This window comes from Candidatus Omnitrophota bacterium, assembly GCA_018830005.1.
GTDB lineage: Bacteria > Omnitrophota > Gorgyraeia > JAHJTE01 > JAHJTE01 > JAHJTE01.
The window spans coordinates 175,674-193,667 of the sequence record JAHJTE010000001.1 but is presented as its reverse complement, the minus strand read 5'-3'; the positions used below and the strand labels follow the sequence as shown (position 1 = coordinate 193,667).

Here is a 17,994-nt window from a genome sequence, read left to right as displayed (position 1 = left end):
AGGGTTGGCGCAATGCTGAATAAAAAAGATTCAGAATATCTAAATAGGATTTCCTTACGGAATTACACAGAACTATAGGATTATCTGAGGTAAATATATCAAGCTAAAATTCGCTTTGTCACTTCCTGGTAGGTTTCTTCGATTCTCCCCAGGTCACGCCTGAACCTGTCTTTATCCATTTTTCTGCCTGTTCCTTTCTCCCAGAGTCGACAGGTATCGGGTGAAATCTCATCTGCTAATAATATCTTTCCTTTAAATCTACCAAATTCAAGTTTAAAATCAACCAAGTCTATTCCTATATTAGAAAAGAACTCACGCAGTTTATCGTTAACCTTAAACGAAAAATCATCAATAGTTTTAAGCTCCACCTCGCTGGCTAAACCCAGGGCAAAAATGTGATATTTATTAATCAATGGATCATGCAAGGAATCGTCTTTATAATGATACTCCAAAACCGGCTCCTTTAAAACTATGCCTTCTTCCAATCCCAGCAATTTACTCATGCCACCGGCAACAATGTTACGTATTGTTACCTCAACCGGAATAATCTCAACGCGCTTAACAAGCATCTCTCTGTCATTAAGCACCTTTTCAAAATGCGTAGGCACACCTTCTTTTTCTAGATATTCGAAGATCTTTATGGATATTTTGTTATTGCAAATACCCTTATTATTAATCTGACCGCGTTTGGTAGCATCAAAGGCTGTGGCATCATCCTTAAAATACTGAATCAAGAGATCCTGATTATCTGTCTCATAGAGAATCTTTGCTTTCCCCTCGTATATCTTGTTGCCTTTTTGCATTTTTATCATAACCCCACTTTTTTAAAGATGTTATCTACATTACGTAAATAATAATTAAGGCTAAAGCAATCCTTGATCTCTTTCTCTGAGAGGTATCGACGTGCCTTGCTATTAACTAATAACACATCCATAAATGTTGCGCCTATATTCTTCCATACATGCATTGAGGCATCTTGCACAATGTCATAGGCCTTCTCTCTAGCAAGACCCTTTTGCATAAGTCTGACCAGAATGCCTTGTGAAAAAATAAGACCTCTTGTCTTGGCTAGATTAGCTAACATGGCTTGAGGATATACTAAAAGACCAGATACCACATTAGTGAATTTTACCAACATATAATCCAAAACCTGACAAGAATCTGCCAATATGACTCGCTCTACAGAAGAATGGCTGATATCCCTCTCGTGCCAGAGGCTTACATTCTCAAGGGCTGCGATAACATAAGAGCGAATAATACGCGAAAGACCACAGAGACGTTCGCAGATAATCGGATTTCTCTTATGAGGCATTGCAGAGGAACCTTTCTGGCCTCGGCCAAACGGCTCTTCTGCTTCTCTTACCTCTGTACGTTGCAGATGACGGATTTCAGTCGCAAATTTCTCGATACTTGCGGCAACCAAAGCTAGAGAGGAGACAAATTCAGCGTGGATATCGCGGCTAATGACTTGAGTAGCAGCATTGACTGACTTTAATTTAAGCCTTGAAGCTACATATTTTTCAACAGAAGCAGGCAAATGTACATATGTACCAACAGCGCCGGAAAGCTTTACGAGAGAAACCAGTTCTCGCACCCTGCGCATTCTAAGCAGCGCCCTATTTATCTCATCAAACCAGAGTGCGAATTTTAAGCCAAAGGCAAGTGGTTCAGCATGTATCCCATGCGTCCTGCCAATACAAGGTGTATGTTTATACTGCCTGGCCTTTTTGGCCAAAATTTTTCTTAATTTTTCTAGGTCATCTAAAAGAATATCACAAGACTCTCTTAATTGCATGGAAAGGGCAGTATCCAAGACATCGGATGAGGTCAAGCCCCGATGTAAGAATTTGGCATCTTCTCCTAGGCCCTCACCCAGATTAAGAAGAAAGGCAACTACATCATGATTTGTCTTTTTTTCTAAGGCGTCAATTCTCTTTATGTTAAACTTTGCCTTGCGTTTAATGCGCCTTAAGGCTTGTAACGGTATTACCTTAGAATGACTTAGGGCTTCGCATGTAAGTATCTCTACTTGCAACATCTTAGAGAATTTATTTTCTCTAGACCAAATGTTGCGCATCTTCTCTAAGGTGTATCTTTCAATCATGTATTAGCCTCCCCAAGAATATCTATTATAGCTCAAAAGAGACACAAGAGTCAATCAAAAAGAAAGCGCTTTCTCAAAGCTTAATTTTGCTATACTTGCCTTGAAACAGACCCGCTAATATGTTATATTTTAATTGGCGGAGCCGATAAAGCCACTGCCTTTAAAGAGCAGTAGCAGTGGTCCTCCTTAGGATTAGGAGGGGCAAACTTCGAGAAATCGAAGGACGTCCTGAGGGTTAAAACTCTCAGGATCTCGAGGCATGTTGAATGCCTAGAGGCAAAGCCAACAGACCTAAGTTACTTTTAGATAAGAAGATGCACGAGAAGCCTACCAGTGTCCTTCTGGTAGGAAGAGACGAAAAAAGTGCAGATAATCTTTCAGGACAAAAAGTAATATGGCGGCTGGGTTGCCGAAGTGAAGACCAACAGCAGAATCGGTTTCGCCAGGAATAATAAAATAATAATTTACCCGCCCTGCTATAATGTTGTGGGGCGGGATTTTTTTTAATAGGCCAAGCTTTATCTAGAGTATTTTTATTCGACTAGGAATTATAGCGATAAGCCTGTTTCTAGGGTATGATGGGCGAGTCAGCAGAAGTTGGGTCGCGGTTTTCATGTGTATAGCGAATAACCGCGCTTTCGTCAACATAGAAGCTTCTTTCACCAGTTCTGCCAAAAGTCTGTGGCCGCGCTGTTGCAGTAAAGGTATTAGCCAATCCTGTTAAAACAAAACTATAACCTTGTTTTGAGCCTGCTCCCAAAACAGAATCTATATATGGCGGAGTAGAGGAAGACAAAATACTTAAGTCAGAAGGATAAGAAGTGCCTACTGATTTATAGCTTTCAACAGCAGTATGGACTGTCCTTAAAGAACTTTGAGCTGCGGTCTCATTTGCGCTTACTCTTGCTCGTAGGAAATTGGGAATAGCAAAGGCAGCCAGAAGGGCAATAACAGCTACAACAATCATAATCTCAACAAGGGTAAATCCTTTTAAATGATGATTATCTCTGATATTCTTTTGCACGCCTAACCTCCAAATTTTATACGAACATATTGTATTATTTTCTCTAATAAATGTCAATCTATTCTAACCAATTAATTCCTGCTTCATGTTTTTTACGTTGCCAAAAACTACTAATCTATCTCCTTTTTGAATCGTCTCTGAACCCTTAGGAGCACTTAATACGCCATCTCCCCTTTCAATGGCCAAAACTATAAAACCTTCGTTTTTAAAATTAGTGTCCAAGAGCTTTTTTTCAACTACCTTAGAATTCTCAGTAACGATAAATTCACATACACCAAGATTTTCATCAAGGGTGAGCACTTCTTCTAATATGACCTTTCTGAATAAGCGCCTCTTTTTTATCTGTCGTTCGACAATTTTGTGAAATATAGAACCAATAAATTTGCTCTTAAAAATTCTTAAGATTATAAAAATTACAACAAGGATACTAAGTAATTCGTAAAGAAATATATCTTCTCTAATAGAAACTAATACTGAACCCAATATAGTAAGAAAACCAATAGGCCCAACAATCATCAGAATCATTATAATAATCCGCCGTTGTCTATGTTCCATTATTGACTCGGCCTCTCTAGTAGTAAAGCCTGTACCGGTTAAGGCAGAAAGCGCCTGAAAACGGGCAATATGGAGATTTATCCCAGTAAGTTTTAGGGCAGTAGCAGCAATCTCCATAATAGCGCTAAGCGCTACTATAATAAAAGTAGTCACAATAATACTAATCATGTTCGCATCCTATCGTAAGTTAATACTTAAATCCAACAAGGTCTTTACTAAAAATGATTTTAAAAAGAATATAGCCAAAAAGGCTATTATCGGCGAAATATCTATGCCGAAACGAAAATCCAAAGGTAATATTTTGCGAATCGGATAAAGTATTGGCTCGGTCGTCTTATAGAGAATCTGCACAATCGGATTATAGGGATCCGGGTTTACCCAACTGATAAGGGCTCGAATCAATATCAGCCAATAAGCAATGGTCAGAAGGACATCTACTATCTGGGCTAAGGCTGATACAAAATTAGATAAGACAAACATAAACTATCTCCTAGATTATAAACGAGACTTATCCTGAATCTCTTACTATGACGTCCCACTTCAATAACTTTTCGCTGCTATCAAAGTATAAATAGACCTTAGTAGTATTAAAATACTCGAGAGGCCGCCGATACAATAGTTTCATAAGTCCAACTCGGCCCTCAAGAGGTATTTCTAAGATAGGCTCGCCGTAGCGGGCTATAATATATTTTTTCGTGAGTCCTTGCTTTATGCTGCCCCGCTCTATATCAGCAAGCAACAACTCAAATTTTCCCTCTTGCAACTTAAGTTGCCGATTTATTGCCTTGTTTTCTTTATCCAGGCGCAACAATAAGTTAAGATTCTGACTGCAACCGGCTAAGAACAATGCCAGACTTACTAATATTATTATATAGCGCATATACTGACTTATTATATCAATTTAAGGCCTATTCGTCAAAAGAGAAATTGCATAAATTAATTAAGGAAGGTTTTAGAGGCGGGAAGTTAAAAAATCACCAATTATTTGAACCGTAAGCACTAGAACTAGCCCAGAAGTCACCGGTGTAAGGATTATAGGCCCAAGCTGCTTTGCAAGGATCAGCAACACAAAGGGATCCTTTGGGATCAGTCGTAGCAACAACTAAATTATTGGAAGGATTAGCGCCTAAAGTATCAGGGAGGGAGTATATTATCTGACCCGGATTACTACCGCAATCAGTGTTAGCTACAAAACTGTTAGTAAAAGGAGGGCTTCTGGGTGCTACTAGATTAGCAGGAGGAGGTCCCATCAAAAGATTTGGCGGCATGCGCGAACTTAAAATAGAATTATCTACTTCTGCATTGTAAGACGCTCTCCTAACTTCTTCGTAAGTAGGCCAAGAATTCTGTCGCTGATGACAGCCATCACTAGTAATATTGTTAAGTTCATTATTAGCCCTTTGAATAAGGATAGCGCTTCTTACACTTTTAAGGGTTGCTTTTGCATTAGCTATTTGTGCCTTAGTATGAATACTCTGGAAAGCAATTACTGCTGCTGCCCCAAGAATAGCCAAAAGTGCTATAGCTATAACTAACTCAATAAGAGTAAATCCTCTTAGAAGTCTACGCCGCAAGCGGAACATCTGCTTTGATTGGATTACTTCTAAGGGACTAAAGCCTATCGATCTCTTAAGTTTTAATTTCACTACTCGTACCATCCTCCTTGCCAAGTCGGGTCAACCCCGTCATCATCTCCATCACCGTCATCATCTCCATCACCGTCATCATCTCCATCACCGTCATCATCTCCATCGCCATCGCCGTCAGCATCAATGACCTCTCCGTCATCAATAACGTCATCGACATCATCTTCCATATCATCTGTATCAATATCTTCATCATCGCCTAATGGAGTATCACCTATGCCTTCTACGATAATGATTTTAGCCACATCAAGCGGCTGGGGCAAATTCACATATTCTTTATGAATATCTACATCAAATTCTTTTTCTTTAGTGCCGTCCTTAAATTTCACCTTGTTAATATGAAGCCTTAATCGATTTATCTTTAAATCTGGTTCGCCTGCTTCCTCCGCGTTTAGGTAATCAATATTTAATCTGCCAGTGGGACTCTTTTCAACTAAAAGCTCATCAACTATAAGTTCCATCTGGCCTAAATTCTCATCAATGGTCATACTGGAAATATCAATCATTGCCTCATCGCTAAAACCTTCTGGATTTCTTATTTTTAGGCCTTTAATTGTTAGAAAATAACCTGAATCCACACTGACAACTTCTGAAGGAAGACCAGTAATCTTAGCAATCTTATCCTCAATAGATAAAGTAACAAAAGTCGATTTAGCAAATAAGATTATCACCGAACCTAATACTACTGATCCGAGAATATAAAGTATCTTTTTCATAATTACGCCTCTACAGTAAATAATACCAGAATCTTATAGAAATTACCAGAGAAAATGAATTTATCTTAGCTTCTCGATATCTTTTATCTTCAGGTAGTTATAAATAAAAAGAGGCACCCGTGTCTAGCGCCTCTTTTATTGGTTGCGGGGAGTGGATTTGAACCACTGACCTCAAGGTTATGAGCCTTGCGAGCTACCAGGCTGCTCCACCCCGCGATTATTTTTTCTCTTCAGGAACTATATGGTAAATTACCTCTCCCTTTCTAACAACGCCCATCTTTTCCCGGGCTACGCCTTCTAGATATACACTATCATGTTGCAATCTATCTATGTCTTTTTTTAAGACGAGGTTTTCTTCTGTTATTTCCCCAATCTGTTTTTTTAAATCTCTATTTTTTGCCTTTAACTCCTGCATCCTGGCAAATCCGGGAATAAAGATTATTAAAACAATAATGGCAATCGCGCATATAATAATTGAGCGTACCATCATCAACCTTTTAGTTTGAATTCCACTCCTGCATAGACAGCATCTTTACCTAAGAATTCCTCAATCCTTAACAACTCATTGTATTTGGCAATACGGTCTGTGCGGGAAACCGAACCGGTCTTGATTTGGCCAACGCCGGTTGCTACAGCAAGATGTGCTATGGTTACATCTTCTGTCTCTCCGGAGCGATGAGATATAATGGCATTATACTTATTTTTCTTTGCCAAGTCAATAGTCTCCAATGTTTCTGAAAGCGTGCCAATCTGATTTACCTTCACAAGGATAGCATTTGCAATATTGCCATCGATGCCTTTCTGGAAAATCTTAGGGTTCGTAACAAAGATATCATCACCCACTAATTGCAAATTCGGCCCTAATCTTTCCGTTAGCCTCGCCCAACCACCCCAATCATCTTCACCTAGACCATCCTCTAAAGAAATAATCGGATAACGAGACTGCAAATCAGCATATATCGCAATAATTTCATCCGAGCTTAATGGCTTTTCTGCTTCTTTTAGATTATATGTACCCTTCTTACCAAAAGAGCTGGCTGCAGCGTCAAGTGCTATAAAGATATCTTCGCCAGCGCGATGCCCGCACTTTTCGCTGGCCTGCATAATCAGTTCAATTGCCTCTTCGTTTGATTTTAAATTCGGTGCAAAACCCCCTTCATCTCCGACGGAAGTAGTCAAATTCTTGGATTTAAGAATCTCTTTTAAATGGTGAAATACTTCACAGCCATAACGCAATGCCTCACTAAAAGTAGGCGCGCCAACTGGCGCAATCATAAACTCCTGAATATCAAGATTATTATCTGCGTGCATCCCGCCATTTAAGATATTCATCAAGGGAACCGGCAAGATATTAGCGCTGTTGCCTCCTAAGAATCGAAAAAAAGGCACTCCCCTATCATTTGCTGCTGCCTTAGCTACAGCTAATGATACTGCAAGGATCGCATTCGCACCCAGCTTTGACTTATTCAGAGTGCCATCCATAGTAAGCATTAAAGAGTCTACCTTTCTAAAATCAGGCGGCATACTTCCTACTTTCTTGGCAATTATATTATTTATGTTATTTACTGCCTTGGTAACACCCTTACCTAGATATTTTGTTTTATCGCCGTCGCGCAATTCCAATGCCTCAAGCTCTCCTGTTGATGCCCCAGATGGCACTGCTGCCCTGGCTAAGCAAGAATTATCCAAGATACAGTCCACCTCAACAGTGGGATTGCCGCGCGAATCTAAAATCTGGCGTCCTATTATTTTACTAATCTTTGCCATTATTAACCCCCATTTATAAAAAATAAGTTCTAAAGAGTAATCCTCTCAACTTCTTCTTCTGCGGGAAATTCCTCTTCTGGTTCTCTCAGGAATTTCTTCTCACCTTTACCTGGTTTAACAGTTATCTCCATAGGCTCTGTAGTATAGACCTTTGATCCCTGCTTTAGCTCTGCTGCAGCGATATTAATTTGGCCTTCCCGCTTGGCTAAAAGCATGAGATTTAAAACGAATATCCTGTTTTTCTTGCCTGCCTCGATAGATATTCTATGCGATTGCGTTTGGGAGACAATATCAAAATCATCTCTTAACTTAGGCAGCTTTATCTCTGGGCTTCCTTTAAAACTGCCCTCAACAGTAACCTTAAAATTGAGTAGCTCTCCAAGGCTAATCTCTGTCTTATCGACTGAACTTGAAAATTTCAATTTCTCTGCCTGCTGTGCAAATAATACAAGAGAGAGAATAAATAGAAATAATAAAATGAAGCCGATAATCTTAAGCAATATACACCTTCCTGCCTTCTATTCTTAAGCGACCTTCAACAAATAAACGAATAGCCTCTGGATAAATCTTATGTTCAACCTTATGGATTTTAGACTCTAAGGTCTCTAACGTGTCTTTTTCATCAACAGAAACTGCCTTCTGCAATATAATCGGCCCATGATCCATGGCCTCATCAACAAAATGAACAGTAACCCCTGTAACCTTCACGCCATAATCAAAGGCTTCATTTATACCATGCGCGCCTTTAAAAGAAGGCAATATCGCCGGATGAATGTTAATTATTTTATTTTTAAAACGAATCACAAAATCAGTGCTCAATATGCGCATAAACCCTGCCAAGGCTATCAAGTCAATGCCTTCGGCCTCTAGCGCCTTAATAATCTCTGCTTCAAATTCTTGCTTTGATAGGAACCTTAAAGGATCAATAAATACTGCCTTTATCCCGGCGCGTTGGGCCTTTTTTAAGGCAAGCGCCTTTTTATTATCAGAAACAACAAGGCTAATCTCAGCATTAATTATACCTTTTTTCTTTGCCTTAATAATCGCAGCTAGATTAGTGCCGCGGCCTGATGCGAATACGGCTATCTTCATTTAATCCTCCGTTTCTTGATTACCTTTGTCGGACAAACCTCCAGACACTTTCCGATATTTCGGCATTTATCATAATTAAATTTTGCTAGATTGTCAATTACTTCTATTGCCTTAGTTGGACAGTTAATCTGACACTTCTTACAGGCAATGCAGCCAACTTTGCATACTGCCATCACATCACGCCCTAAATCAGGCGAGGAACAGGCAACAAAGTATTCCTTATTAACGGCTTCAAGGATAAATAAATCTTTAGGACAAATTTTTACGCAGTTGCCGCAGGCAGTGCATTTAGCCTCATCAATTACAGGCAGGCCCTCATTGCCCATTGCAATCGCTCCGAAAGGACATGCGCCTACACAACTTCCAAAGCCTAAACAGCCCCAACTGCAGGCCTTTTGACCTCCGCTGAGCAAATTTGCTGCTATACAATCTTTAACGCCGTCATAATCGCTTTTTTCGTCAACTTTATTTCCGCCGCAACAATGCAGGATAGCTATTCTTTTTACCTCAACCTCTAATTCCTTACCAAGCATCTTTGCGATATCTTCTTTGCCTTCTAAAGACGTAACAGGACAAGTGTTAATTGTACAAGTGCCCTGAATTAAACTTTGCGCAAACTGTATACAACCAGCCCTACCACAGGCTCCACAATTTGAGCCTGGAAGCTTTTCAACAATTTGATCAACGCGCTTATCGTGCGCCACGCAAAACTTCCGGGATGCAAAGGCCAAACCTAGCCCAAAGGCCAATCCTAATATAGCTAAGGTTAGTGTTGGATAAAGTATTTCCGTCATACTATCTCTATATTAAATTACTTGCTCCTTATTATTTCACTCTGTCGGATCAATCACTCTGCCAAAAAACAAAATGCTTCCAGAAGGATTATGGCGGATTAAGAATATGAAAGGATGGTCAGCTCGAAATATGACAGTAGGCTCCTCATTTGAAGCTGAAAGCCGCTTCATAACTACTGCTGTTGCTGCCGCAGCCTCAGTGCCTTCCTCATCAACAGCTATAAACGCCTTATGAATTACCTTGGAAATATATAAATCTTTCTTGCCAGTCATTCCAGAGAAATCAGCAGACCGATCAAATGCGTCAGTCATACCCATCAAGACAAGCGTTTCAGCCAGTGAAAATTCAGAAGTCATCTTAAACCTTGGCAAGAATACTATAACTTCTTTGGTCTTGAGATGTTGCGTCCATAAATTCAAATTCCTTTCATTCAGTGCCTCTTCAACTTGAGCTAAATCATCTTTTCTTTTAGGAAGCAATATAATCATAGAAAGATCATTGCCGCTATAAGGCAATTCGAGAATCTGCAAGTTACTATCTTGCATATAACCGAACTTCCCTCGCTGAGTCATCATGGGCACCTTGATAGAATTATCGCTAGATAACCAAAACAAAGCTTGTTTTGTAAGATCTTTTTCAAATTGACTTAGCCAATCACCCTTAAAATATATGGCATTTGTTAATACAAGACGCGTAAAGGAATTTAGGAGTCCTTGTTTTATTAACTCCTTTATCTTGTCTTTGGTTCTTTGTTCTACCCAGGCATTAATCTCTAGGCGCGCTGATTCGGTATTTCTTTCGAAGTTAACGTGGAAAAGTGCTGCTTCATAATACCTATCTGTCAAACCAAGAAAATCACTAAGAAAAGAGTAGCCTTCTTGAGCCCATAAAGCATTTGCAACGTTCAATTCAATATTACCCTTTGCTTGCACCTCGTTCAGCTGTGCCTGCAAATCAGCAAATGCAGGATGCAATTGTTCCTGACTCAATGTGAAACACAGAACATCAGCCATTTGTGCTGCAGTATTGCCGCGCGCGCCAGCATAGGTCATAGCAAGGGCAGTTGAAATGCTGTAGGAAGAAAGAAACAAATTACCCTTCTCTTTCCTCAGGTTATCATAAAGAGCTAGTGCAAACGAACTATTTCCATCAACAACAACCTTTGTTCTTGGGTTATTTTCTGGCTCGGCAAATACCAATGAACTGGCAAATAAAAACGTGAGAAATAATATAAGTATCTTTTTCCTTTTCATGGCTACCTCTTTTTTAACTCCATGCGCATCGCTCAATATCAAAACCTAAACCCCGTAAACCCCATAAACGCTAGGCTCATTAATGAGGCAACAATAAATGCAATTGGCACACCTTTAAAACATTCGGGTATTTCTGCTAAATCCAATCGTTCTCTGATTGCACTCATCAAAAATAGAGCTAATGTAAAACCAACTCCGGCAAAAAATGCCTGAATCACAGAATAGGAAAAGCTCGCCAAAACAGAATAGCCTTCCATAAAGAAATCATTGATATTTAATACCGCTACACCTAAGACTGCACAGTTAGTAGTAATTAAAGGTAGATATATACCCAGGGTTTCATAAAGGGCTGGGAAATTTTTTAGCGTAAACATTTCCACGAATTGCACGAAGGTTGCAATAACCAATATAAAAGATACTGTACGCAAATATTCAACATGAAAAGGAACCAAGATATAACGATAAAGGAGCCAGGTAATAATACTTGATCCGGTCATAACAAATATGACTGCAGCGCCCATGGAAAGAGCTGGTTTTGTTCTTCGTGAGACGCCAATAAAAGGACAAAGCCCTAAGAATTTAGAGAGGATAAAATTATTGACAAAGACCATGCTGATGATTATGGTCAGGATTTTATTAAAATTAACATCCATCAATGACAGCCCCCTTTGAGTTTAACTGTTTGGCCTCTCTTATAGCGAAAATGGTTGGAGATGGCAATCAAAACTCCAAGCGTAAACAAAGCACCTGGGGCTAAAACAAAAAATAGAGCTGGCTCTGCTTTAGCTAGAACAGGAATTCCTAAGATTTCCCCTGTACCTAAAACCTCTCTTATCACGGAAATAATAATAAGCGAAAACGAAAAGCCCACTCCCATTCCCAAGCCATCAAACATCGAACGCATAACTGTGTTACGGCAGGCAAAGGCCTCAGCCCGACCTAAGATAATACAGTTAACTACGATTAAAGGCACGAATATACCCAGGGATGTACGCAGATTAGGAAAATATGCATGTAGAACTAATTCAACAATAGTAACAAATGTAGCAATTACAACGATAAAACAAGGCAAGCGAATCTCTTTTGGGATTAATCTCTTGATACTTGAGATTATAATGTTTGAACAAGTTAAGACAAAAATGACTGCTGCACTCATTCCTATGGCGTTGCTTACACTGGTAGAGACTGCCAAGGCCGGACATAGGCCCAAAACAAGACCGAATACAGGATTGCTAACGCTAAGGCCTTTTGAAAATTCCTGGAATAATGTTCTCTTCATTTTAAATAAGGCAGAATTTTGCTAATTTCTTTTTTAAGTCCTTCCACAATTGCCTGGCTGGTAATCGTAGCTGCAGTAATTGATTCAATATTTTCTAGATTTAAATCTTTGAAATTTTTACCTTTAAACTGTTGAATAAACCAAGGTTTTTTTTTGCCGCTTCTTACCTCTGTGATTTTAGCACCTAATCCGGGCGTTTCCTGTTGAGATAAAATTTTGATGCCAACAATTGTACCTTCAGCATCAATACCGACGAGCATCTTGATTATGGATGAATATCCGTTTGTCTCGGCTCTAATAATATAACCTACAGTCTTTCCCTGAATATCTCTACCTACAAAATATGATGAATCACAATATTGTCTCTCTTTAAAATCCACTGCCTTAGGCAGGATCTCTCCTAGGGCCTGTTTTTCCTCTTCTAGCATCTGTTCTAAGTAAACAGGATGAGTAACCTTGTAAGTACCTGCCAAAACAAATGCACTTACTAAGCAAATAGTCATTAATATCAAAGCATAACGAAACATCTTATTAACCCCTCTTAAACCCATAGGGTTTCAACCTGCAAAACCTATCGATCGTCGGAACAAAGGCATTCATAGTAAGAATGGCGTAAGAGACGCCTTCCGGATAGCCGCCATATTTTCGAATAAGAAAAGTAATCAGGCCGCAGCCAAGCCCAAAAATAAGTTTACCCTTTTTGGTAAGCGGCCCTGTAACATAATCTGTAGCCATAAAAAAGGCACCCAGAATCAATCCGCCGGAAAGTATAGAAAGGAGAAAATCACCACTAAACAACCTTGAGCCGGAAAATACCCAGCTTAAAAATCCTGTTGTCAAAATAAAGGATATGGGTGTTTGCCAGGATATATATTGTTTATATAATAAGTATGCTGCACCAACAAGAAGGGCAATAACACAAACCTCACCAATACATCCACCTCTGTTGCCGATAAATAGATCCCAATAATTTAAAGGGAGTTCTGATATAGAGAATACGCCTTTTTCCTTAAGGATTGTTAAAGGAGTCGCAGAGCTCACAGCATCGATAGCAAAACGAGGATTAGTCCAACTTGTCATATGCGTTGGCCAGGAGGTCATTAAAAAGGCCCGGCCAACCAAAGCAGGATTAAATATATTAAATCCCAGTCCTCCAAATAAATGCTTTCCCACTCCTACTGCAAAAACTGTACCCAGAATAGGTATCCAGACAGGGACATCTGGCGGCAGGTTGTAAGCAAGTAAAAGCCCACAGATTAAGGCACTTCCATCAGAGGCAGTAACTTTACGCCGCTGCATTTTCTGACAGGCAATCTCTGTCAATGCTGCAGCTGCCAAAGAAACTAATATTACATAGAGTGAGTGTATGCCAAAGATATAAACTCCCGCAAAACCCACAGGGAGAAGTGCAATAAAAGTCGCCCACATCCTTCTTATGATGTGATCGTCTTCCTCAATATGAGGGCTGCTTGAAACAACAAGCCTACCTAACTTTAACTCTTTCTTTTCCATATCGGATTAAATGGACTAAATCGCGTTTTGCCGGACAGATGTAACTACACAGTCCACACTCAATACAATCAAAGATATTGAACTCTGCCAGCATATCCCACTTTTCTTTTTCTATAGCGATTGTTATCATTGCTGGTTCAATACGCGCTGGACAAATGTCAACACAACGTGCACAGCGACAGCAAACACGATCCTGCCTGAGACTCACCTCATTTTTTGAAAACAGGATTACTCCGCCGCTGGCTTTAATAATAGGCACATCCATACTGCTCTGGGCAATACCCATCATTGGGCCGCCAATTATGATCTTTCTTACTTCCTGCTGCAAAGGCGCACAAAATGCAATAAGCTCTCTTATTGAGGTACCGATTCTTACACGTAGATTCTTAGGATTAGCTAATGCCGAACCACATACAGTAACAACCCTCTCATATAACGGCTTTCGAAGATAAACTGCCTCATACACTGCAAATGCAGTTGCCACATTCTGAACTACAACTCCAATATCAAAAGGAAGCCCACCAGCAGGAACTTCCTTGGCTAGTATACTCTGCGTAAGCTGCTTTTCGCCTCCTTGAGGATAAACTGTCTTTAAGACACAGACTTTAAAATCATTATTTTTAGCCAGACTCTTAAATTTTTTTATAGCCTCTGGCTTATTATCTTCAATAGCCAAATAAACATTTCGCGTACCTAAGATCTTAAGCATCAATTTCATCCCGGAAATAATACCTTCGGGATTCTCAATCATGAGCCGATAATCGCTTGTCAAATAGGGCTCGCACTCTGCTGCATTTAAGATAAAGGTATCAACCGGCTTAGGAGGTTTTAACTTTATATGGGTAGGAAATGCCGCACCTCCCATACCCACAATACCTGCATCAAGGATGATTTTGCCTAAGGTATCTTTGCTTAAATTATCGACTTCTTCTTGGCTCCTTGGCTTGCGACGAATGTCCTCTATTGCCTCATCTTTAGCATCGCTTTTTATCTGGACACTAAGGCAACTTCCATTACTTGGATGAGGCATATTCTTGATGGATGTCACCTCACCAGAAATCGAAGAATGGATAGGCGCAAAAAAACCAGATTCGCAACTTGCTATTTGTTCACCCCGCAATACCCTGTCTCCTACCTTAACTCTGGGTTGGCAGATTTTACCAATATGCTGGCTTAGAGGTATGCTAACGCTTTCAGGTAAACCTAACTCCTGAATCGGCATATCTTTAGTACGTTCTTTATGGTATTTCATAAAATTATATTAAGCCGAGCTTAAGCTCGAGCTTAAGCTCGACGTCTTGATTCTCTTATAAGCCCAAAAATACTAAACAGAATAATACCCAAACCTGCTCCTACCAAAATCCAGAATCTGCCTAAAAATTCAGCTAAAGAGGCGCTAATAAACATTGCCAGGAGAAAACCAATATGCATTACAACTTCCAGAGAACTAAATACTCTACCCATCATTTTATTATCACTTAATTTGTGTACTAACGTATTTGAAGCAATCATAATCGGAGAAAGGGTCAACCCAAGCATAAAGCAAGAGATAGCAGCAATCCAAAACTCCTTAAATGTATATGTCAAAATCGCAAATAGGAAGAGTGCTAAGCCGCTTAAAGAAAAGGAGATAAATATAATCTTTAGATGTGACAATTTGTGACCCAGGCGGCCATAAATAAGGGAACCGACAAACAAACTTCCTCCTAAACAGATAGCCAAAAGGCCTAACTGAGAGGTAATCGAACCTAGGACCTCCTGGACAAAAACAATGGTGACAACATAGACAGCACCCAATGCTAACCACAATGTAAAAAGCACAGCAACAACATAACGCGTCTGACGATTTTTAATCAAAAAATAGAAAGCCTCTTTTATCTCACTTAAGATTGATTTCTTTATAACCTCCACAATATCCTTGCTTACCCCAGCAATGGCTCTTTTAGTTACTCTCAATCTAATATTTTCTGAAATAAAATAAAGCATTATAGCTGAGACAAGGAAAGAGCCTGCATCTAAATAGAATCCACCCTTTACGCCCAAGATGTGGGGAGAAACTAATAGGCCCCCAATACCTAATCCAAACATTGCCGCAATCATGCCTGTTGTATGCACTAGGGAATTAGCTAAAAGAAGATCACTCTTTTTAACCAAAGACGGTATTATAGACATCTTAGCCGGAACAAAGAATCTACCAACAGAAAATACAAAAAAGATAGCAATGTATATAGGAAAAATTGGCTTAAGATTCAAAAGATAAAAGGCAATTATAAACACTAGACATGCACGGGCTAAGTCACAGACAAACATGGTGCGCTGCCTACTCCATCTATCAACATAAACACCAGCTACCGGACCAATTATAAATACTGGTATTATTGTGAAGGAGAGCAGCTTTGCCATCTCCCAAGTTGAGCCGGGAGCACGGCTGTAGATAAGAGCAATCAGCGCCATTTGATTAAGCCGGTCTCCAAATTGGGAGATAATCTGGCTTAACCAGAGGAGAAAAAAATTCTTATTTTTTAAAATTTCTCTAAATTTTGCCACAGCCTATCTTCCTATAAGAATTTTGCTTTCAGGGATAACTTAAGCCGATGAGAGGGATCGAACCTCCGACCCGCGCTTTACGAAAGCGCTGCTCTACCAACTGAGCTACATCGGCAGAATTTCAGACTTTGATTATATCAAAAACTCCAACTATCTACAAGGATGAAGGTCTTGCTAAACTTCATGCCTTATAAACAAAAAAGGACTCTTTAAGTCCTTTTAAATATACATGGTGCCGAGGGCCGGGATCGAACCGGCTACGCCGGGATTTTCAGTCCCGCGCTCTACCATTTGAGCTACCTCGGCCAGATTTGACAGGCTCTTATTCTATCAAAATAGCGCCAGATGTCAATATTCTGTTTTGGTTTCTAGCTATGACCTTAACTGTCAGTAAGGAAAAAAATCAACGAATAATTTCAATCTGTGACGGATGTCCAACAACTATTTCTGGTCCGTTATACTCCTTGATTTTACCAAAGACCCTGATAACCCTGCCCTTATATCTTTCGGGGCTTATGCCAGCGGCGAGGAATGTCGATAAGTCGCCTTGAAAAATAACCACAGTGAAATCAGTCCGGTAATCACGATCAAAATTTAAATATATAACTTTCCTAGACTTTACCACATCCAGAACTTCACCCTCTACAGTGGCAATATTGCCGATAAAGCGATGCGCCTCTTCTGCTCTAAGGAAAAGTTCTTCCTGCCATAGGCCCCTGTTGTTATCACGCGCCTTGCCTTGAGCAGCTACCAGTATCTCTGAATATTTTATATTAGGAGCTATTAAATACAAAAGAGCAAACCCCTGCTCTAAGATAATTTCGTTAACAAATGTATTATCTACAAAACAATATGCCAGCAATCTACCGTATTTATCAGTGCGCTCTCTATCAAATTCTAGCCTTACAGTCTTTGCCTTTACTAGTTCTTCATTTAACAATTTAGCGCTTTGGGCAAAAGGTTCGTTCTTTTCAATCCAGTCTTCACCTATTCGCTCGCTTAGTTCTGGCGTATCAATCCCTATATATCTAACCAGTCTACCATCTGCCAGCTCTATAGTATCGCCGTCAATAACTTCAGCGACCTTGGCATTTATCTGTTTTTGAAAAGGACACGGCTGGCAGCCAACTAAAAAACTTAAGAAAAAGAATAATACTATCAAAACAACTCTGCTTATAGTCTGCCTCAACATAGGTAATCTCTTTCTCATCTATAGCTACGATCCAGCTTCTGCATTATTTTTACAAATATCTTCTGGGCAAGGCCAATGTTTGGCATAAAGTATTTTCTCGATTTCACTTTTAAGCGATTTGTTGCTTCAGTTAATTTCTCAATACGAATAATCACGTAACTTGAAAAGACGTCTGCCTCAATAACCCTAGCCTCTTCATCAGCATTTTTGATAAAACCTAAGTCTGAAATTACATCTTTTGCTGCCTGCCAGATATCTTGTGTATCCTTACTCAACTCAACAGCAACAGTATCTCTACTTATTGCATAACCGCCTAAAACCCCCACGCCACCGATAATCAATGGTACGCAACCTGCACTTAGTAATCCAATAATCAAAATTGGAATTATCCTCTTCATAGAAACCCTCCTCTAACTCTATAGATTAAATTATTTTATTTCCTTAGCCGTAAATATGCGTTTAAAACAAAAAAATACCAAAGAAAGTATCGTACTCCAGGAAATAACCAAAAG

At 39.6% G+C, this 17,994-nt stretch carries 23 protein-coding genes and 3 tRNA genes; 1 reads left to right on the top strand and 25 read right to left on the bottom strand.

Going from position 1 to position 17,994, the window contains the following annotated elements:
- Window positions 1-98: 98 nt before the first annotated feature.
- Together KJ593_01085 and KJ593_01080 are read right to left on the bottom strand one after the other, a co-directional pair.
- The gene (locus KJ593_01085) at window positions 99-803 is read right to left on the bottom strand and encodes a phosphoribosylaminoimidazolesuccinocarboxamide synthase (GenBank protein ID MBU2540472.1); all 705 of its coding nucleotides are present in this window, start codon (window positions 801-803) and stop codon (window positions 99-101) included.
- 5 nt (window positions 804-808) lie between these two features.
- Window positions 809-2,104 carry an adenylosuccinate lyase gene (locus KJ593_01080; GenBank protein ID MBU2540471.1) on the bottom strand — a complete coding sequence of 432 codons (1,296 nt, stop codon included), beginning with the start codon at window positions 2,102-2,104 and terminating at the stop codon, window positions 809-811.
- Between the two features lie 266 nt (window positions 2,105-2,370).
- Between KJ593_01080 and KJ593_01075 the strand changes: the two genes are divergently transcribed.
- Window positions 2,371-2,556 (top strand): hypothetical protein, encoded by a 186-nt coding sequence (locus KJ593_01075; protein ID MBU2540470.1) that lies wholly within the window; start codon window positions 2,371-2,373, stop codon window positions 2,554-2,556.
- Between the two features lie 116 nt (window positions 2,557-2,672).
- Here KJ593_01075 and KJ593_01070 read toward each other — a convergent pair whose 3' ends face one another.
- The 23 genes from KJ593_01070 to KJ593_00960 all read right to left on the bottom strand — a co-directional run bounded on the left by KJ593_01070 (window position 2,673) and on the right by KJ593_00960 (window position 17,880).
- The gene (locus KJ593_01070; protein ID MBU2540469.1) at window positions 2,673-3,071 is read right to left on the bottom strand and encodes a pili assembly chaperone; all 399 of its coding nucleotides are present in this window, start codon (window positions 3,069-3,071) and stop codon (window positions 2,673-2,675) included.
- A 120-nt stretch (window positions 3,072-3,191) separates the two neighbouring features.
- Window positions 3,192-3,851, bottom strand: coding sequence for a TrkA C-terminal domain-containing protein (locus tag KJ593_01065; GenBank protein MBU2540468.1), 660 nt, complete (start codon window positions 3,849-3,851; stop codon window positions 3,192-3,194).
- A gap of 9 nt (window positions 3,852-3,860) precedes the next feature.
- Complete coding sequence (locus KJ593_01060; protein MBU2540467.1) at window positions 3,861-4,163, bottom strand: YggT family protein; 303 nt, start codon at window positions 4,161-4,163, stop codon at window positions 3,861-3,863.
- Window positions 4,164-4,191: 28 nt separating this feature from the next.
- Window positions 4,192-4,563 (bottom strand): hypothetical protein, encoded by a 372-nt coding sequence (locus KJ593_01055; GenBank protein MBU2540466.1) that lies wholly within the window; start codon window positions 4,561-4,563, stop codon window positions 4,192-4,194.
- A 94-nt stretch (window positions 4,564-4,657) separates the two neighbouring features.
- Window positions 4,658-5,329 carry a prepilin-type N-terminal cleavage/methylation domain-containing protein gene (locus tag KJ593_01050; GenBank protein ID MBU2540465.1) on the bottom strand — a complete coding sequence of 224 codons (672 nt, stop codon included), beginning with the start codon at window positions 5,327-5,329 and terminating at the stop codon, window positions 4,658-4,660.
- Window positions 5,329-6,045, bottom strand: coding sequence for a hypothetical protein (locus KJ593_01045; GenBank protein MBU2540464.1), 717 nt, complete (start codon window positions 6,043-6,045; stop codon window positions 5,329-5,331). The genes KJ593_01050 and KJ593_01045 overlap by 1 nt, the downstream gene beginning before the upstream one ends.
- A gap of 139 nt (window positions 6,046-6,184) precedes the next feature.
- Window positions 6,185-6,261: transfer RNA gene (locus KJ593_01040), tRNA-Met, on the bottom strand.
- Window position 6,262: 1 nt separating this feature from the next.
- Window positions 6,263-6,535: a septum formation initiator family protein gene (locus KJ593_01035; protein ID MBU2540463.1), complete on the bottom strand. Its 273-nt coding sequence runs from the start codon at window positions 6,533-6,535 to the stop codon at window positions 6,263-6,265.
- Window positions 6,535-7,812, bottom strand: a complete 1,278-nt coding sequence (gene eno / locus KJ593_01030; GenBank protein MBU2540462.1) for a phosphopyruvate hydratase — start codon at window positions 7,810-7,812, stop codon at window positions 6,535-6,537. The genes KJ593_01035 and eno overlap by 1 nt, the downstream gene beginning before the upstream one ends.
- 29 nt (window positions 7,813-7,841) lie before the next feature.
- Window positions 7,842-8,312 (bottom strand): BatD family protein, encoded by a 471-nt coding sequence (locus KJ593_01025; protein MBU2540461.1) that lies wholly within the window; start codon window positions 8,310-8,312, stop codon window positions 7,842-7,844.
- Window positions 8,305-8,904: a phosphoribosylglycinamide formyltransferase gene (locus KJ593_01020; protein MBU2540460.1), complete on the bottom strand. Its 600-nt coding sequence runs from the start codon at window positions 8,902-8,904 to the stop codon at window positions 8,305-8,307. Before KJ593_01020 ends, KJ593_01025 begins: the two co-directional genes overlap by 8 nt.
- On the bottom strand, window positions 8,901-9,698 hold the full coding sequence (locus KJ593_01015; GenBank protein ID MBU2540459.1) for an RnfABCDGE type electron transport complex subunit B: 798 nt from the start codon (window positions 9,696-9,698) through the stop codon (window positions 8,901-8,903). The genes KJ593_01020 and KJ593_01015 overlap by 4 nt, the downstream gene beginning before the upstream one ends.
- Before the next feature lie 36 nt (window positions 9,699-9,734).
- Complete coding sequence (locus KJ593_01010) at window positions 9,735-10,952, bottom strand: serpin family protein (protein MBU2540458.1); 1,218 nt, start codon at window positions 10,950-10,952, stop codon at window positions 9,735-9,737.
- A 38-nt stretch (window positions 10,953-10,990) separates the two neighbouring features.
- Window positions 10,991-11,605, bottom strand: a complete 615-nt coding sequence (locus KJ593_01005; GenBank protein ID MBU2540457.1) for an RnfABCDGE type electron transport complex subunit A — start codon at window positions 11,603-11,605, stop codon at window positions 10,991-10,993.
- Window positions 11,605-12,231: an electron transport complex subunit E gene (locus KJ593_01000; protein MBU2540456.1), complete on the bottom strand. Its 627-nt coding sequence runs from the start codon at window positions 12,229-12,231 to the stop codon at window positions 11,605-11,607. The genes KJ593_01005 and KJ593_01000 overlap by 1 nt, the downstream gene beginning before the upstream one ends.
- Window positions 12,228-12,782, bottom strand: a complete 555-nt coding sequence (locus KJ593_00995) for an RnfABCDGE type electron transport complex subunit G (protein ID MBU2540455.1) — start codon at window positions 12,780-12,782, stop codon at window positions 12,228-12,230. The genes KJ593_01000 and KJ593_00995 overlap by 4 nt, the downstream gene beginning before the upstream one ends.
- Window positions 12,763-13,743: an RnfABCDGE type electron transport complex subunit D gene (locus tag KJ593_00990; GenBank protein MBU2540454.1), complete on the bottom strand. Its 981-nt coding sequence runs from the start codon at window positions 13,741-13,743 to the stop codon at window positions 12,763-12,765. The genes KJ593_00995 and KJ593_00990 overlap by 20 nt, the downstream gene beginning before the upstream one ends.
- The gene (gene rsxC / locus KJ593_00985; protein ID MBU2540453.1) at window positions 13,715-14,995 is read right to left on the bottom strand and encodes an electron transport complex subunit RsxC; all 1,281 of its coding nucleotides are present in this window, start codon (window positions 14,993-14,995) and stop codon (window positions 13,715-13,717) included. Before rsxC ends, KJ593_00990 begins: the two co-directional genes overlap by 29 nt.
- A 32-nt stretch (window positions 14,996-15,027) precedes the next feature.
- Window positions 15,028-16,290, bottom strand: a complete 1,263-nt coding sequence (locus tag KJ593_00980) for an MFS transporter (protein ID MBU2540452.1) — start codon at window positions 16,288-16,290, stop codon at window positions 15,028-15,030.
- Window positions 16,291-16,332: 42 nt separating this feature from the next.
- Window positions 16,333-16,405 (bottom strand) — tRNA-Thr (locus tag KJ593_00975).
- Window positions 16,406-16,520: 115 nt separating this feature from the next.
- Window positions 16,521-16,596: transfer RNA gene (locus tag KJ593_00970), tRNA-Phe, on the bottom strand.
- 97 nt (window positions 16,597-16,693) lie between these two features.
- Window positions 16,694-17,482, bottom strand: coding sequence for a thermonuclease family protein (locus KJ593_00965; GenBank protein ID MBU2540451.1), 789 nt, complete (start codon window positions 17,480-17,482; stop codon window positions 16,694-16,696).
- Between the two features lie 14 nt (window positions 17,483-17,496).
- Window positions 17,497-17,880, bottom strand: coding sequence for a hypothetical protein (locus KJ593_00960; protein MBU2540450.1), 384 nt, complete (start codon window positions 17,878-17,880; stop codon window positions 17,497-17,499).
- Window positions 17,881-17,994: the final 114 nt, after the last annotated feature.

Coding starts and splice junctions, on each gene's coding strand:
- KJ593_01085 (MBU2540472.1), bottom strand. CDS start 803: ATGCAAAAAGGCAACAAGATATACGAGGGGAAAGCAAAGATTCTCTAT.
- KJ593_01080 (MBU2540471.1), bottom strand. CDS start 2,104: ATGATTGAAAGATACACCTTAGAGAAGATGCGCAACATTTGGTCTAGA.
- KJ593_01075 (MBU2540470.1), top strand. CDS start 2,371: ATGCCTAGAGGCAAAGCCAACAGACCTAAGTTACTTTTAGATAAGAAG.
- KJ593_01070 (MBU2540469.1), bottom strand. CDS start 3,071: ATGATTGTTGTAGCTGTTATTGCCCTTCTGGCTGCCTTTGCTATTCCC.
- KJ593_01065 (MBU2540468.1), bottom strand. CDS start 3,851: ATGATTAGTATTATTGTGACTACTTTTATTATAGTAGCGCTTAGCGCT.
- KJ593_01060 (MBU2540467.1), bottom strand. CDS start 4,163: ATGTTTGTCTTATCTAATTTTGTATCAGCCTTAGCCCAGATAGTAGAT.
- KJ593_01055 (MBU2540466.1), bottom strand. CDS start 4,563: ATGCGCTATATAATAATATTAGTAAGTCTGGCATTGTTCTTAGCCGGT.
- KJ593_01045 (MBU2540464.1), bottom strand. CDS start 6,045: ATGAAAAAGATACTTTATATTCTCGGATCAGTAGTATTAGGTTCGGTG.
- KJ593_01035 (MBU2540463.1), bottom strand. CDS start 6,535: ATGATGGTACGCTCAATTATTATATGCGCGATTGCCATTATTGTTTTA.
- eno (MBU2540462.1), bottom strand. CDS start 7,812: ATGGCAAAGATTAGTAAAATAATAGGACGCCAGATTTTAGATTCGCGC.
- KJ593_01020 (MBU2540460.1), bottom strand. CDS start 8,904: ATGAAGATAGCCGTATTCGCATCAGGCCGCGGCACTAATCTAGCTGCG.
- KJ593_01015 (MBU2540459.1), bottom strand. CDS start 9,698: ATGACGGAAATACTTTATCCAACACTAACCTTAGCTATATTAGGATTG.
- KJ593_01010 (MBU2540458.1), bottom strand. CDS start 10,952: ATGAAAAGGAAAAAGATACTTATATTATTTCTCACGTTTTTATTTGCC.
- KJ593_01005 (MBU2540457.1), bottom strand. CDS start 11,605: ATGGATGTTAATTTTAATAAAATCCTGACCATAATCATCAGCATGGTC.
- KJ593_01000 (MBU2540456.1), bottom strand. CDS start 12,231: ATGAAGAGAACATTATTCCAGGAATTTTCAAAAGGCCTTAGCGTTAGC.
- KJ593_00995 (MBU2540455.1), bottom strand. CDS start 12,782: ATGGGTTTAAGAGGGGTTAATAAGATGTTTCGTTATGCTTTGATATTA.
- KJ593_00990 (MBU2540454.1), bottom strand. CDS start 13,743: ATGGAAAAGAAAGAGTTAAAGTTAGGTAGGCTTGTTGTTTCAAGCAGC.
- rsxC (MBU2540453.1), bottom strand. CDS start 14,995: ATGAAATACCATAAAGAACGTACTAAAGATATGCCGATTCAGGAGTTA.
- KJ593_00965 (MBU2540451.1), bottom strand. CDS start 17,482: ATGTTGAGGCAGACTATAAGCAGAGTTGTTTTGATAGTATTATTCTTT.
- KJ593_00960 (MBU2540450.1), bottom strand. CDS start 17,880: ATGAAGAGGATAATTCCAATTTTGATTATTGGATTACTAAGTGCAGGT.